This window comes from Amycolatopsis sp. NBC_01480 (genome assembly GCF_036227205.1).
Taxonomy (GTDB): domain Bacteria; phylum Actinomycetota; class Actinomycetes; order Mycobacteriales; family Pseudonocardiaceae; genus Amycolatopsis.
Genome location: NZ_CP109442.1, coordinates 9567290 through 9581783, shown reverse-complemented (window position 1 = coordinate 9581783; position 14494 = coordinate 9567290). Strand labels below are relative to the sequence as shown.

General features: G+C 72.4%; 14 protein-coding genes and 1 pseudogene. 6 read left to right on the top strand and 9 right to left on the bottom strand.

The genetic code is table 11. From position 1 onward, the window contains the following. Positions 1–173 precede the first annotated feature (173 nt). The gene (locus OG371_RS44555; protein WP_329063354.1) at positions 174–812 is read right to left on the bottom strand and encodes a TetR/AcrR family transcriptional regulator; all 639 of its coding nucleotides are present in this window, start codon (positions 810–812) and stop codon (positions 174–176) included. A 210-nt stretch (positions 813–1022) separates the two neighbouring features. Between OG371_RS44555 and OG371_RS44550 the strand changes: the two genes are divergently transcribed. Genes OG371_RS44550 through OG371_RS44540 form a run of 3 tightly spaced genes read left to right on the top strand, consistent with a single transcriptional unit; the run spans position 1023 to position 3149 of the window. Then, positions 1023–1688 (top strand): HD domain-containing protein, encoded by a 666-nt coding sequence (locus OG371_RS44550; RefSeq protein ID WP_329063352.1) that lies wholly within the window; start codon positions 1023–1025, stop codon positions 1686–1688. A 5-nt stretch (positions 1689–1693) separates the two neighbouring features. Continuing rightward, positions 1694–2134 carry an OsmC family protein gene (locus OG371_RS44545; RefSeq protein WP_329063350.1) on the top strand — a complete coding sequence of 147 codons (441 nt, stop codon included), beginning with the start codon at positions 1694–1696 and terminating at the stop codon, positions 2132–2134. Positions 2135–2177: 43 nt separating this feature from the next. Next, positions 2178–3149 (top strand): GlxA family transcriptional regulator, encoded by a 972-nt coding sequence (locus OG371_RS44540; RefSeq protein ID WP_329063348.1) that lies wholly within the window; start codon positions 2178–2180, stop codon positions 3147–3149. Positions 3150–3175: 26 nt separating this feature from the next. Here OG371_RS44540 and OG371_RS44535 read toward each other — a convergent pair whose 3' ends face one another. Further along, complete coding sequence (locus OG371_RS44535) at positions 3176–3394, bottom strand: hypothetical protein (protein WP_329063345.1); 219 nt, start codon at positions 3392–3394, stop codon at positions 3176–3178. Positions 3395–3612: 218 nt separating this feature from the next. Between OG371_RS44535 and coaE the strand changes: the two genes are divergently transcribed. Together coaE and thrS are read left to right on the top strand one after the other, a co-directional pair. Next, complete coding sequence (gene coaE, locus OG371_RS44530; RefSeq protein ID WP_329063343.1) at positions 3613–4800, top strand: dephospho-CoA kinase; 1188 nt, start codon at positions 3613–3615, stop codon at positions 4798–4800. A 253-nt stretch (positions 4801–5053) separates the two neighbouring features. Next, positions 5054–6271 (top strand): annotated as a pseudogene (gene thrS / locus OG371_RS44525) (threonine--tRNA ligase); the annotation flags it as partial. Here thrS and OG371_RS44520 read toward each other — a convergent pair. The 6 genes from OG371_RS44520 to OG371_RS44495 all read right to left on the bottom strand — a co-directional run bounded on the left by OG371_RS44520 (position 6268) and on the right by OG371_RS44495 (position 13004). After that, positions 6268–6894, bottom strand: a complete 627-nt coding sequence (locus OG371_RS44520) for a response regulator transcription factor (protein ID WP_329063342.1) — start codon at positions 6892–6894, stop codon at positions 6268–6270. The pseudogene thrS and the gene OG371_RS44520 sit on opposite strands and share 4 nt — an antisense overlap. Further along, a complete protein-coding gene (locus tag OG371_RS44515; protein WP_329063341.1) occupies positions 6891–8222 on the bottom strand; it encodes a sensor histidine kinase in 1332 nt (443 codons plus the stop codon). Before OG371_RS44515 ends, OG371_RS44520 begins: the two co-directional genes overlap by 4 nt. Further along, positions 8219–9736 carry a glycosyltransferase family 39 protein gene (locus OG371_RS44510; protein WP_442876215.1) on the bottom strand — a complete coding sequence of 506 codons (1518 nt, stop codon included), beginning with the start codon at positions 9734–9736 and terminating at the stop codon, positions 8219–8221. The genes OG371_RS44515 and OG371_RS44510 overlap by 4 nt, the downstream gene beginning before the upstream one ends. Before the next feature lie 103 nt (positions 9737–9839). Beyond that, complete coding sequence (locus tag OG371_RS44505) at positions 9840–11345, bottom strand: ArnT family glycosyltransferase (RefSeq protein ID WP_329063339.1); 1506 nt, start codon at positions 11343–11345, stop codon at positions 9840–9842. 2 nt (positions 11346–11347) lie between these two features. Continuing rightward, complete coding sequence (locus OG371_RS44500; RefSeq protein ID WP_329063338.1) at positions 11348–12073, bottom strand: ABC transporter permease; 726 nt, start codon at positions 12071–12073, stop codon at positions 11348–11350. A 25-nt stretch (positions 12074–12098) separates the two neighbouring features. Next, positions 12099–13004 (bottom strand): ABC transporter ATP-binding protein, encoded by a 906-nt coding sequence (locus OG371_RS44495; RefSeq protein WP_329063336.1) that lies wholly within the window; start codon positions 13002–13004, stop codon positions 12099–12101. A 203-nt stretch (positions 13005–13207) separates the two neighbouring features. Between OG371_RS44495 and OG371_RS44490 the strand changes: the two genes are divergently transcribed. Further along, positions 13208–13768, top strand: coding sequence for a TetR/AcrR family transcriptional regulator (locus OG371_RS44490; RefSeq protein WP_329063334.1), 561 nt, complete (start codon positions 13208–13210; stop codon positions 13766–13768). 54 nt (positions 13769–13822) lie between these two features. Here the strand turns inward: OG371_RS44490 and OG371_RS44485 are convergent, their stop codons facing one another. After that, positions 13823–14341: a DUF402 domain-containing protein gene (locus OG371_RS44485; protein WP_329063332.1), complete on the bottom strand. Its 519-nt coding sequence runs from the start codon at positions 14339–14341 to the stop codon at positions 13823–13825. Between the last annotated feature and the right edge of the window lie 153 nt (positions 14342–14494).

Genomic DNA, 14494 nt, shown 5'->3' with positions numbered 1-14494 from the left:
GCCGCGGTGTTTCCCACGCCCAGCCTTCCCCTCACACCACCCTTCTCCGCCGCCGCCCGCCCGCCCCGGCTTGAAGCGCCCCAATGTGGCGTTGGTTGCGTTGAGCGCACCCAATGTGGCGTTCGGTGCGTCCAACGCACCGAACGCCACATTGGGGCGGAAGAGGTTGTTCGTCAGTCGCGGAGGCGGAGGCCGAGGCCGGTGCACATCGCCCGCACGCCGGTGCGGTAGACGTCCTCATTGGCCTCGTCGGTGTTCTCGATGAACCAGTCGCTCAGCGGGGTCTGCGAGCGCATTGTCAGCTCCACGCTGACCAGGCCGTGCATCGACGTCCACAGCAGGTAACCGAGCTGTTGCAGGTCCGCGCCGGGCCGGCTGATCCGGCGGATCTTGTCCACGAACATCACGAACGTCGTCCGCATCACCGCTTTGCGCAGCTCCGGGTCCGGGTCGAAGTCGTGCACCGACCGCTCGTACATCAACGCGTAGCGCGCCGGGTTCTCCAGCGCGAAGCGGCGATAGGCCAGCGCGACCTCGAGCAGGTCGGCGAGGCCGTCTTCGGTTTCGGGCGGCACGTCGAGCAGCTGCTCGCGCATCAGGTCGAAAGCGCGCTCGTACAAGGCGTCCAGCAGTCCGGTGCGCCCGCCGAAGCGGGTGTACACGGTGATGGTGGAGGCGCCGGCCGCCTCGGCGACCCCGCGCACGGTGAGCCCGGCGACGCCCCGGTCGGTCAGCACCGCCAGCGCCGCGTCGAGGAACCGCTTGCGGCTGTTCTGGTCGGCGGGCTGCACGGACAAATGCCGGGTGGCCATGGCCTCACCCCCTTCGCAGGTGCCGCGTAGGACAACGTTCAAGTCCGCGTACGCCTGCCGAAGATACGATATCCGCGCCGTCTTGGGAACTTCACCCTCCGGCCCGATCTGTGGGATGTTCGTCCCATGGACAACGGGCCGGTCGGTCCGGTCACTGGCACCGTCGGAGGTGCCCGGCCATTTCGTGCCGGAACAGGGAAAGGCCCGGCCATGACCTCCACTTCGGCCACCCGGATCGCGGGTGTGCGAATCCCCGACAGCAAGCTCGCCACGGACGCCGCCGACTTCGTCCGCGACACCGTGAGCCCGTTGCTGTACGACCATTCCGTGCGGGTGTTCCTCTTCGGCGCGCTGCAGGGCGAGCGCCGGGAGCTGGTTTTCGACGCGGAACTCCTTTACGTCGCGGCGCTGTTCCACGACATCGGCCTCGTCGACGGCCACCGCACCGACCGCCGCTTCGAGCTGGACGGCGCCGATGAGGCCCGCCGGTTCCTGCTGGCCCACGACGCCGACAGTGCTGCCGACAAGGCCGCCGAGCGCGCGCGGATCGCGTGGACGGCCATCGCCCTGCACACCACGCCCGAGATCCCGGCCCACATGGAGCCGGAGGTCGCGCTGGTGACCGCGGGCGTGGAGTACGACGTGCTCGGCATCGGCTACGCGGACCTGAGCGCCGAGGCCCGCGCCGCGGTGGTCGCGGCCCATCCCCGGCCCGACTTCAAGCGGCGGATCCTGGCGGCGTTCACCGACGGCATCCGGGACCGTCCACAAACGACGTTCGGCAACGTCAAGGCCGACGTGCTCGCGCGGTTTGTGCCAGGCTTCGCCCGGCAGGACTTCGTCGAGACCATCGAGAACTCCGAGTGGGAGGAATGAGGCGGATGACCCAGCCGGAGCCCGGCACCGTTGTCGTCACCGACGCCGGCGGCGGCCGCTACACCCAGCGGATCACCACCGCGGCCCACGAGTTCGCCGCGGACGAGCCGCAGTCGGTGGGCGGCGACGACGCGGGGCCGACGCCGTACGACCTCTTGCTCGCCTCGCTGGGCTCCTGCACGGCGATGACCCTGCGGATGTACGCCGACCGCAAGGGCATCCCGCTCGTGCGCACCACCGTCCGCCTGCGCCACGACCGCATCCACGCGCGCGACTGCGAACGCTGCGAGACCGAGGTCGGCATGCTGAGCCGCATCACCCGCGAGATCTCCTTCGAAGGCGACCTGGACGACGAGCAGCGCGCGAAGCTGCTGGAGATCGCGGACAAGTGCCCGGTGCACCGGACGCTGACGCACGAGATCGCCATCGACACCCGGGTGGTCTGAGCGCGTGTTGCGCCCGGGCCTCCCGGACGGCGAGGCTGGGGGCATGCGCTCCGGACGCGTGGTGGTCGTCGTCTACGACTCGGTGCGGCTGCTGGACGTCACCGGCCCGCTCGAGGTCTTCGGCATGGCCAACGAGCACGGCGCGGAGTACGAGCTGCTGACCGCGTCCCCGGGCGGCGCCGACGTCCGCACGACCACCGGCACCCGGCTCGGCGTGGACGTCGCGCTGGAGGAGGTGACCGTCGAAGACGGCACCCTGGTCGTGCCCGGCGGCCCGCACTGGCAGGCGACGGTGGCCGACGAGCCGTTGCTGGCGCAGGTCCACCGCCTGGCCGGGCAGGCGCGGCGCACGGCGTCGGTCTGCGCAGGCGCCTTCGCACTGGCCGCAGCGGGCCTGCTGGACGGGCGGCGCGCGGCGACGCACTGGGAGTTCGCGGACCAGCTCGCCCGCAGTTACCCGGCCGTCGAGGTGGACAGCGACGCGATCTTCGTGCGCGACGGCCCGGTGCTCAGCTCCGCCGGCGTCACGGCGGGCATCGACCTCTCGCTCGCGCTGGTGGAGGAGGACCTGGGCGCCGAGGCGGCGCGGCTGGTGGCCAAGCACCTGGTGGTGTTCCTGCAACGGCCGGGCGGCCAGTCGCAGTTCAGCGTGCGCCTCACCGCCGGGCCTTCGGGCCACGAGCTGCTGCGGCGGCTGATGGACCGCGTCACGGCCGACCCGGCGGGGGACCACAGCCTGGCCTCGCTGGCCCATGGAGCGGGAGTCAGCGTCCGGCATCTGACGCGGCTGTTCCGTGAGCAGGCGGGCACCTCGGTCGCGAGGTTCGTGGAGAGCACGCGCCTGGAGGCGGCGCGCCAGCTGCTCGAGCGCGGGACGGATCCGCTCGACGTGGTGGCGCGACGCACCGGCTTCGGCTCTTCGGAGACCCTGCGGCGGGTGTTCACGCGGGAGTTGGGCGTGCCGCCGAGCGCGTACCGGGCGCGTTTCCGCACCGCCGCGCGTCCTCGGCCGTGACTGAGCCGGGCCGTGACTGAGCCGGGTCAGGTGGTGCGGACGACCGCCGGGACCCAGATGTGTTCCAGGGCTGCGGCGCGGGCGCGGCGGCGAAGGCCGGCGAAGCTGTGCTGGGCCGGGACCAGCAAGGCGCTCAGCCAGGTCCGCCGGTACTCGGCCAGCGCCTCCGCCACGGGGCGGTACCCCACGCAGTGCACCAGCCCCGGTGTGCCGAGCCGGTGCTTCCCGACGTGCTTTTCCGCCATCGTTCCTCCGTGTGGGCGACCCGTCCGCCGCGCACGCTACGCACTCACGGCGATAAATCCGGGTAATGGCCCGGCGTGTCACCCAAATCAGCGGGAGCTGCCCACCACTATGTCCTTGCTTTTCCACTTGAGGTGTGCGTCCACCCGTGCGGGTGCACGTGCACGAGGCCTGACCTCCCCTGATCGGGTGACAGCGGAGTCTGGTTAGGGTGGCCCCCATGCTGCGAGTGGGATTGACGGGCGGAATCGGCGCGGGCAAATCGACGGTGGCCACCCGGCTCGCCGAACACGGCGCGGTGCTCGTGGACTCCGACAAGATCGCGCGCGAGGTCGTCGAGCCCGGCACCCCGGGACTGGCCGCTGTCGTCGCGGCGTTCGGCGAGGACGTGCTCGCCGAGGACGGCTCGCTGAACCGGCCCGCGCTCGCCGCGAAGGCTTTCGCCGACGAGGAGTCGCGCAAGCGGCTGAACGGGATCGTGCACCCGCTGGTCGGCGCGCGCACGGCCGAGCTGATGGCCGGGGCGGCGCAGGACGCGGTGATCGTGCACGACATCCCGCTGCTCGTCGAGGGGCACCTGGCCCCGGCGTACCACCTGGTGGTGATCGTCGACGCGCCGATGGAGGTCCGCGTCCGGCGGCTGGTCGAGGCCCGCGGCATGGCCGAGGCAGACGCGCGCGCCCGCATCCGCGCCCAGGCCAGCGACGCCCAGCGCCGCGCGGTCGCCGACGTCTGGCTCGACAACGGCGGCGCGCAGGACATCGTGCTCGCCGAGGTGGACGCGCTGTGGGCGGACCGGCTGGTGCCGTTCGAGGCCAACGTGCGGCTGCGCCGGCCGCGCCCGCCGATGTCGCCGGTCATCACCCCGTACGACACGACGTGGCCGATGCAGGCGGAGCGCCAGCTCGCCCGGCTGCGGCAGGCCGCGGGGGACCGGCTGCTGCGCGCCGACCACATCGGCTCGACGTCGGTGCCGGGCCTGCCCGCGAAGGACGTGCTCGACCTCCAGCTCACGGTGTCCTCTTTGGACGACGCCGACGCGATCGCCGGCGCGGTCTGCGACGCCGGCTTCCCGCTCCTGGAGGGCGAATGGGTCGACGACCCGCAGGAGGACGGCGCGGCCCCGTGGCCGAAGCGGGTGCACGTCGGCGCCGACCCGAAGCGCGCGGTGAACGTGCACGTGCGCTCCCCGGAAACGCCCTCGTGGCGGCTCGCGCTGCTGTTCCGCGACTGGATCCGCGCGCACCCGGACGAGCGTGACGCGTACGCGGAGCTGAAGCAGCAGCTCGCCCGCAAGCACGCCGCGGACGGCACGATCGAGCACTACGCCGACGAGAAGCAGAGCTGGGTCAACGCCGCCTTCACCCGCGCCGAGGCGTGGGCCGCGCAGACGTCCTGGACGCCGTGAAGGACTCGTGAGTGTTTAGGACGGTTAGAACCGTCCTAAACACTCACGAGCCCCGCGCCGGAAAAGCGCGCTGCGAAAAGCGGATGCGCCCGGGCCGTGGCCGCGGTTAGCGTGTCTCCCATGCAGCGCGCCGCATCGACGACCACGCCGGACACCGACCCGGCGCGCTGACACCTGAGCAGTAGCGAAGCCCCGGGGCGGGTGCCCCGGGGCTTCGCCGTGTGGTCACCCGTCTCCCGTCCGTGAGGAGACCACGATGCCCGACCACCGCAAGCTCGGCCGCGAGCTGAACCTGTTCGCCACCGACCCGCTGATCGGCGCCGGATTGCCGTTCCTGCTGCCCGACGGCGCCGTGCTGCGCCACACTCTGGAGGAGTACGTCCGCGATCTCGAACGCCGCGCGGGCTACCGGCACGTGTATTCGCCGGTGCTCGGCAAACGCGAGCTGTACGAGCGGTCCGGGCACTGGGCGCACTACCGCGAAGACATGTTCCCGCCGATGGCCGTCGGCGGCGAGGAAGTGGTGCTGCGGCCCAGTTTGTGCCCGCACCACGCGCTCGTCTACCGGTCCCGGGCGCGCAGCCACCGCGAGCTGCCGCTGCGGATCGCGGAGCTGGGCGGGATGTACCGGGCCGAGCTGTCCGGCGTGCTGGGCGGGCTGAACCGGGTGCGCGCGATCCAGCTCAACGACGCGCACCTGTTCTGCACCCCGGACCAGGTCGCCGCCGAGGCGCACGGCGCGCTGGAGCTGATCCGGCGCGTCCACCGGGACCTCGGCCTCCGCCCGGCGCGCTACCGGCTTTCGCTGGCCGGCGAGGGCGGGAAACACGCGGGCTCGCCCGAGCAATGGGACCGCGCGGCCGCGTTGCTCGTCGAAGCGTTGGACAGCAGCGGAATCGAGTACGAAGCGGTGGCGGGGGAGGCGGCGTTCTACGGCCCGAAGATCGACGTCCAGGTCGTCGACAGCGCGGGCCGCGAGTCCACCCTGTCGACCGTGCAGGTCGACTTCCACCAGCCCGAGCGGTTCGACCTGCGCTACACCGGCCCGGACGGCGCCGCGCACCGGCCGGCGCTGGTCCACCGCAGCGTGCTCGGCAGCCTGGAGCGCGCGATGGCCCAGCTGGTCGAGGAGCACGGCGGCGCGTTCCCGCCGTGGCTCGCGCCGGTCCAGGTCCTGGTCCTGCCGGTGTCCGACGCCCAGCTCCCCGAGGCGTCGGCGCTCCTGGAACGGTGCCTCGACGCGGGCTTGCGCGCCGAGCTGGCGAGCCCGGACCAGGGCAGCCTCGGCGCCCGCGTCCGCGCCGGGCGTCTCGCTCCGTACCAGGCGGTGCTCGGTGCCGCCGAAGCTGCGGGCGGGCTGGTCGCCCCGCGGCTGCGGGATAGCCGGAAGGTGGAGGCGCTGGCCGTCGGCGAGTTCGTCGCGCGGGTGGCCGAGCGGGTCGCGGGCCGAGGAGGGGAACTGTGGGGTTAGGAGCCCAGCAGCCCGCGTTCGAAGGCGACGGCGACGGCGGCCGCGCGGTCCTTCACGCCGAGCTTGGCGTACGCGTGCAGGAGATGGGTCTTCACGGTGGCCTCGCTGATGAAGAGCTTCTTCGCCGCGTCCTTGTTCGTCGAGCCGCGGGAGACCAGTGAAAGGACCTCGATTTCGCGCTGGGACAAGGGCTCCTTCGCCGGCGCGCGCATCTGGCCCATGATCCGGCTGGCGACGGCGGGGGAGAGGACCGCCTCGCCGCGGGAGGCAGCGCGGACGGCGCGGAACAGCTCCTCGCGCGGGGAATCCTTGAGCAGGTAGCCGGTCGCGCCCGCCTCGATGGCCGGCAGCACGTCGGAGTCGGTGTCGTAGGTCGTCAGCACCAGCACGCGCGCGGGGTTGCCGAGGCGGGCCAGCTCGGTGATCGCGGCGACGCCGTCGGTGCCGGGCATGCGCAGGTCCATCAGCACGACGTCGGGCTTCAGCGACTCGGCCAGCGCCACCGCCTCGCTGCCGTTCCCGGCCTCGCCGAGCACCTCGAACCCGTGCTCTCCGGTGAAGATGCCGCGCAGGCCGTCGCGGACGATCGGGTGATCGTCGGCGATGAGCAGTGTGATCGTCACGCGGACGCCCCCTCGTTGTCGATGCCCGTGGGAAGTGTGGCAGCCGGGATGGCAGGCAGGTTCACCGAGATCGCTGTGCCGCCGCCGGGCTCGGACTCCACGTGCAGGGTCCCGGCCAGCCGCTCGACGCGCCTTCGCATGCCGGGCAGCCCGAAGCCACCCTCGGCCGGGGGTGGGGCCTCGGGGTCGAAGCCGACGCCGTCGTCGCGCACGTCCAGCGTCACCTCGCCGCTCATGTAGGAAAGCGTGAGCCCCACCCGGCCCGCCGATGCGTGTTTGGCCACATTGGACAGTGCCTCCTGCGTGATGCGCAGCAGGGTCGCCTCCAGCTCGGGGTGCAGGGCCTCGGCGGTGCCCGTGGCGGTGAAGTCCGCGTGGACGCCGGTGCGCTCGCCCCAGCGGCGCGTCACGTCGGCCAGTGCCTCGGGCAGCGTCGCCGATTCCAGCGGCTCCGGCCGCAGCGCGCCGACGGACCGCCGGGCGGCGGTCAGGTTCTCCCGCGCCAGCTCGGTGGCGGTGCCGAGGTGGCGCCGCCACTCGGCCGGATCGGCCTCGGCCTGCGCGGCCGCCTCGAGCTGGGTGATGATGCCGGTGAAGCCCTGGGCGAGCGTGTCGTGGATTTCCTGGCTCAGCCGCTGGCGCTCGTCGAGCACCCCCGCCTCGCGGGCCTGGGTGAGCAATTGCCGTTGCAGGCCCCGGTTTTCCGCCTCGGCCGCGGCCAGCTGGTCGAGCATCCGCTTGCGTTCCTGGCTCTGCCGCCCGACCGCGGCGAACACCGCGCCCCCGCCGCCGATCGCCGCCGTCTGGACCAGGATCAGCGTCACCATCACCCCCGGCGAGGTGGTCAGCGAGTGCACCGGACCGCCCACTGAGACGGTGTTGATCAGCAGCGAGGTGATGCCCACGCCGAGAACCGCCACGGGCATCGGGCTCATCCGCATGGCCGCGAAGAACGCGAAGATCATGAAGACGAAAAAAGACGAGTCCCGGGCCTGCAGCGCCGTCGCGAAGCTGACCACGCCGACGAAGGTCAGCACAGCGAACACCGGGCGCTCGCGGATGCCGGGGTGCGGCAGCACGGTGGTGAGCAGCAGCCACACCGCGGCGCCGCCCGCGAGGGCCAGCGTGACCGCCCGATGGTCGGCCGTCTGGTTCGCGGGCAGGGTGGTGAGCAGGACCGGGACGACGAGGAGCACGAACCCGAACACGGTCTCGACCCGGGTGAACCACTGGTGCCAGCGCAGGCCCGGGCTGCCCGGCTTCGCGAGGGGCGGCATCAGTGAGCGACTCCAGTCCACCTTCACGTCGCCGTCCCGCCGGAGTCTCATGCCTTGAGGTCCTTGAGCTGCGGCCAGATCTCGGACCAGGCGTCGAGACGTCCGGTGAGCTGCCAGATCGGCATGTTCCGGCTGGCGTTGAGCGCGCCGAGCCGGTTGTCGACGCGCGCCACGATCTTCGCCGACTGGAAGTGCTTCGCCAGCTTCGACGGGTCGTTGCCGATGAAGAGCACGGTGTCCATGTCGTCGGCGGGCCGCCCGAAGTACCAGAAGCCGCGGCTGGGGCTGTACGCCTCGGGCAGGCCACGCTCGGGCCCGTACCGGCTGAGCGCGCCCGCCTGCCAGTAGCCCGCGGTGACGAGCGCGGTGTGGTCGCGTTCGGCGGGCGGCAGCAGGCGGTACGCGCCGGCGACGGAGTCCGCCAGATCGGGCCAGCCCACCTCTTCCACGGCATACGCGGGGTGGGGCGCGTCGGGGTGCTCCACCAGCCACTGCACCGGCCAGACGGGCAGCGCGTACGGCAGGCTGTACAGCGCGGAGAGCACGAACACCGGCCAGGTCGGCACCCAGCGCCACCACCGCGCGGGCTGCCGGCTCTCCAGGTGCACCGCGGCCGCGGCCCACAGCAGGCCGAACATGCCCGCGGCGTAGTAGAACCGCCCGTTCGCGACGATGAACACGACGACCAGCCCGAGCGTCGTCCAGCCGAGGAACCGGTACGGCCGCAGCTGTTTGGCGCCCAGCAGCACCGAAAGTCCATAGAGGACACCCAGTGCGCCGGTCACCAGCCCGGCCCCGGCCAGCAGGCCCGGGATGAACCCGGCGCGGCCGCCGCCCTGGTCGACCTCCTTGGCGATGGCGTCGCCCATGCCGAGCTGAGGCCAGCCGTTGGCCGTCTGCCACCACAGCGTCGGAACGCAGGCCAGTGCGGCGATCCCGGCCCCCGCCCACAGTTTCGGCCGGCGCAGCAGGTCGCGCGGGCCGAACACGAGCGAAGCCACCGCGGCCAGGGCCCAGAACGCGCCGATCAGGAACTTCACGTTGAGCGCGACGGCGGTGACCAATCCCAGCCACAGCAACAGGTTGTCGTCGCGGGTCCGCAGCCAGCGCACGAGCAGCCACAGCGCCGCCGTCCACAGCACCGGGTCCACAGTGGACGTCGCGAGGTAGTGGCCGCTGCCCACGAACTGGCCGCAGATCGCGAACGCGGCGGCCGCGCGCGTCTGCGCCCGGCGGTTGCCGCCGAGTTCCCGCGCGATCAGCCCCGTCACCACCACCCCGGCCGCGGTGGCCAGGATCGCCGGGACCCGGAACACCACCAGCGAGCCGGGGGCGATCGTGTTCATCAGCCACGCGATCAGCGGCAGCACCGGCGGCTGATCGGCGTAGCCCCAGGCCAGGTGCTTGCCCGCGGCGAGGAAGTACAGCTCGTCGCCGAAATAGCCGTAGCGGCCGGCCGTGGCGAGCAGGACCGCCGCGGTACCGGCCGCGAGCAGCGCCACCGGCAGCCGCGCGAACTCCGCGACGTCACCGGTGGGCTTGGCGCGAGCGCCGGCCGTGATCACGGCTTCCATCCTGCTCCCCGTCCGCTGTTCGGGCCCGACGAGCCGCACCCTACGGGGGCGGGCCCGGCGCCGGGCTGGTCGTTGTGGCGCCGGGCACACCGCCTCAGTCGTTGACGAGGCTGGGCCAGATCTGCGGCCACGGCTGGAGCCGCCCGCTCGCCAGCCAGATCGGCAGGCCCTGCTCGACGCTCGGCACGGCCGCGCCGGTGTCCACCTTGCCCGCCGGGCGCAGGTCCGCGAAGTGGCCGAGCAGCGGCCGCGGGTCGGTGCCGACGAACAGCACGTCGCGGGCCGAGTCCGGGGGCAGGACCAGGGTGGCGTACCCGCGGTTCGGGCTGGCCGGCTCCGGCAGGCCGAGCGCGCGGCCGTAGTAGTCCAGCGCGCCCGCCGTCCAATAGGACTCGGTGACCACCGCGGTGTGCGCCGGGTCGGGCACCTTCGCGAACGCGCCTTCCACCGAGCGCGCCGTCTCCGGCCAGCCGATCTCGGCGTAGGCGAGGATCGACCGGGGCAGCGACGGGTGCTCGTTCAGCCAGGACTGCGGCCACACGGGCAGCGACTGGGTCACCGCGAGGACCAGCGCCAGCAGATACACCGGCCAGGTCGCGAGCCAGCGCCACCACCGCGAGGCCCGGCCGCTTTCGAGCTCGACCGCGGCCGCCGCCCAGCACGGCCCGAACATGCCCGCGACGTAGTACGCGCGGCCGTTGGCCAGGAAGAACACCAGGGACAGCCCGAGCGTGGCCCAGGCGAGGAAGCGGTACGGCCGCAGCCCCTCCGAGCGCAGCAGCCGCCACACCCCGTAACAGAGGAGCACGGCCCCGACCGGCAGGCCGGCGACGAGCAGCGCCTCGGGCAGCCACAGCGCCCGTCCGCCCAGGACGCTGCTGACCTCGTTCGAGACGGCCGCGCCCATGCCCAGCTGCGGCCAGCCGTGCGTGGCCTGCCAGGCCAGTGTCGGGACCAGCGCCACCGCGGCGATCGCGGCGCCCAGCCACAGCTTCGGCCGGCGCAGCAGCTCACGCGGGCCGGACACGAGCAGCACCACCCCGGCGACCAGCCAGAAGCCGCCGATCAGGAACTTCGTGTACAGCGTGAACGCGGTGACCACGCCCGCCCAGACCAGCAGGCCGTCGGCGCGGGTGCGGACCCAGCGGACCAGCAGCCAGAGCAGCACCGTCCACAGGAACGGGTCGAGCGTCGAGGTCGCCAGGTAGTGGCCGCTGCCGATGAACTGGGTCGACACCGCCACCGTCGCCGCGGTGAGGCCCTGCGCCCTGGCCCCGCCGCCGAGCTCGCGGGCGATCAGCGCGGCGAAGACCACCGCGGCGGCCATCGCCAGGATGGCTGGAATCCTCAGCCCGAGCGGAGAACCGGGGAAGATCGCGTCCATCGTGTGGGCCAGCAGCGGCAGCAGCGGCGGCTGGTCGACGTAGCCCCAGGCCAGATGCCGTCCGGCGGAAATGAAGTACAGCTCGTCGCCCATGTAGCCGTAGCGGTTCCCAGTCACGGCCAGCAGCGCGGTGAGCAGGCCGGCCAGGATGAGCACGGGCTTGCGGGCGAACGGGGCGACGGCGCGCGTCGCCAGGACGGTGGTGGTCGCGGTCATCGTCACTCCCAGCGGAAGAATCGGGCGGCGAGCACGGAACAGACCACGGTGACCGCGGCCATCGAGCCCAGCTGCAGAAGTTCCGGCGCGTGCCCCGCCGCGGTTTCGCGCAGGGCGTTGATCGTCGCGCCGAGCGGCAGGACGTCGGCGACGTGCTGCAGGAATACCGGCAGCTGCTCCTTCGGCACCCACACCCCGCCCAGCGCCAGCATCGGGAAGAACACCAGCGCCCCGATGCCGTTCGCGGCCCGCGCGGTCGGCGCGAGCGCGGCGACCAGCAGGCCCACCGAGAACAGCGCCGCCGCCCCCAGCGCCACCGAAAGCGCGAAGCCGCCGGGATTCTTCGGCAAGGCCATGCCGAGGGCGATCCTGCCCACCCCCACGACGAGCAGGATCACCACCACGGCGGCCACGAGGTTCACGATCAGCTGGGCCGCGAGCAGCCGGGCCGGCGGCACCGGACTGGCGGAAAGCCGTTTCAGCACGCCCTTTTCGCGGTAGCCGGCCAGCGCGGCCGGGAACAGCGTCACCGCGAGCATGGCGATGACGATCGCCACCGCCATCGGGGCGATCAGCGTGGACAGCGGCGACTGGCCGCCGAACTGCGCGCTCGGGTCCTTCATGCCCGGGATCAGCCCGAACACCAGGATCAGCGCGAGCGGGATGCCGAGCACGGTGGCCGGCGCGCCCGGGTCGCGGAGGAACAGCTTCGCCTCCACGGCGGTCATCTTGGTGAGCATCTGCGTGGTCCCCTCAGTCCATTTTCCGGCCGGTGAGCGCGACGAACGCGTCGTCGAGGTTCGCCTGGTCCACCCGCAGCTCACCGGCGATCACCTGGTTGCGGGCCAGGAACGAGGTGACGGTGTGCAGCGCGTTGCCGCGCCCGGTCACCACCAGCTGTTCACCGCGGCGCTCGACCTTCAGCACGTCGGGCAGCGCCTCGAGCCGCGCCACGTCGACCGGCGCCGACGGGCGGAAGCGGATCCGCTGCTCGTCGTCGACCCGGCCGACCAGGCCGGCGGGCGTGTCGATGGCGGCCACGCGGCCGGAGTCGATCACCGCGATCCGGTCGCAGAGCCGCTCGGCCTCCTCCATGAAGTGCGTGACCAGCAGGATCGTCACGCCGTGCTCGCGCACCGCCTCGATCAGGTCCCAGGTGTCGCGCCGGGCCTGCGGGTCGAGGCCGGTGGTGAGCTCGTCGAGCACGGCGATCTCCGGGCTGCCCACCAGCGCGAGCGCGATGGACAGCCGCTGCTTCTGGCCGCCGGAGAGCTTCTTGTACGCGGTGTCGCGTTTTTCGGCGAGGCCCAGCGTGGCGAGCAGCCGCTCCGGATCGGCGGGCTTGCGGTAGAAGGAGGCGTACAGGTCGATCGCCTCGCGGACCCGGAGGCGGTCGGGCAGCTGGCTCTCCTGGAGCTGGATGCCGACGCGCTGGCGCACCTCGTGCCGGTCCGCGCGCGGGTCGAGGCCGAGCACCGAGAGCGTGCCGCCGTCCGCGACGCGCAGCCCCTCCAGGCACTCCACCGTGGTGGTCTTGCCGGCGCCGTTGGGCCCGAGGATCCCGAAGATCTCCCCGCGCTCCACACTGAACGACACGTCGTCCACCGCGACCTTGGTGCCGTACCGCTTGTGCAGGCGCTCGACTTCGATGACCGGCATCGCGCCCTCCCCTCATGATCGGTTCGTCCGGGAAAGCCTCCCGCGGGGAGGGCCCGGCGCGGATCGCCGGAACGGCCAGAACCGGGCTCCACCGGCAGGCGGCCGGCATCAACCGATCGGTGGAGGCGGGCGGTTTTTGACCGCTCCGGCGGCGCGTGTTACTTTCGCTACGAAACCGTTTCGTATCGGAAGGGAATCGGCTGGTGAGTGGCACGCTGGGCCGGCCGCGTGACGCGAGCCGTGACGTGGCGATCCTCGAGGCGACGCTGGCCCTGCTGATCGAAAACGGCTACGAGCAGCTGTCCATCGAGGCGGTCGCGGCCCGCTCCGGGGCGGCGAAGACGACGATCTACCGCCGCTACCGGGACAAGGCCGCCCTTGTTGCCGCCGCGGTCGAGCATCGCTCGCCCGCCACGCCGCCCTCGCTTCCCGGGGACGACCTCCGCGCGGATCTGCTCGTGCTCGTCACCTGGCTCGCGCGGCAGATCGCCGAGCAGGAGATCGGCCTGCTCGGGGCCATGTTCGCCGGGATGCGCGGCGACCCGGGGCTGGCCGCGGAAATGCGCCGCATCCTGCACCGCGACGCGGCCGCGATGACCGATCGGCTGCCGGGTGAGGCGTCCGGCGGTGTCTTCGCCGAGGTCGCGCCGGCTCTGGTCGTGCACCGTGTTGTCGTGGTCGGGGAGCCGTGCGATGAGCGCTTCGTCGAGCACCTCGTCGACGACATCCTCTTGCCGCTTCTGCGCGGTGGGCGCAGCGGATGACGCTTTCCCTGCACTCAGCGTGGGGAAAGCGTCATCCGCTACCTCCGGTCGCTGCTAAGGGTGCCGCCGCCAGGTCAGCGTGATGTCCTTTGTGGACAGCCAGGCGGCGAGGTCGTAACCGTGCGCGGCGAGGCCCTCGACAGCGGCGTACGTGGCTTCGAGCGCGTACTCGGCTTCGGACTGCGGCAGCAGGCCCTCGGCGACCGCCGCGACCAGCTCGTCGTTGTCGATGACGCGGACCGACTGCTTGTCCTTGAGCACCAGGTCGAGGTAGAGGTCGGTGGCGATCCAGCGGGCCCCTTCGCAGCGCACGCGGACCACGTCGAGGTAGAAGTCCTGGTCCCGCTCGTGGCCGGGGTTGAACCAGAAGTCGGTGACGCGCAGCCCCAGCACCGGCAGCAGCCACGACTCGAGGTAGCGGAACTGGGCGCGCCCGGGAGCGGGGCGCGCGAGGTAGAGGCCGAACGGCTCCTCGCGGAACTCCTCCACCTCCCGCGCGACGCCCTTGGGGTCGATGTTGACACGAGCGGCCGGGTCGAAGACCTCGATCTTCGGCGGGTGCAGGTCGGTCATCCGCTCATCTTGCCTTGCGCGGGGCCGGAACCGGACGTTTCTCACCCGGGTCGTACCCGGATCGGCCAGCGCGCACCCGGCCGGGCGTAGGGGGCGCTGCCGCCTGGGGCCGGTCCGCCGGGGACTGCCCGAAACCCCTCTTGCCGCAGGTGG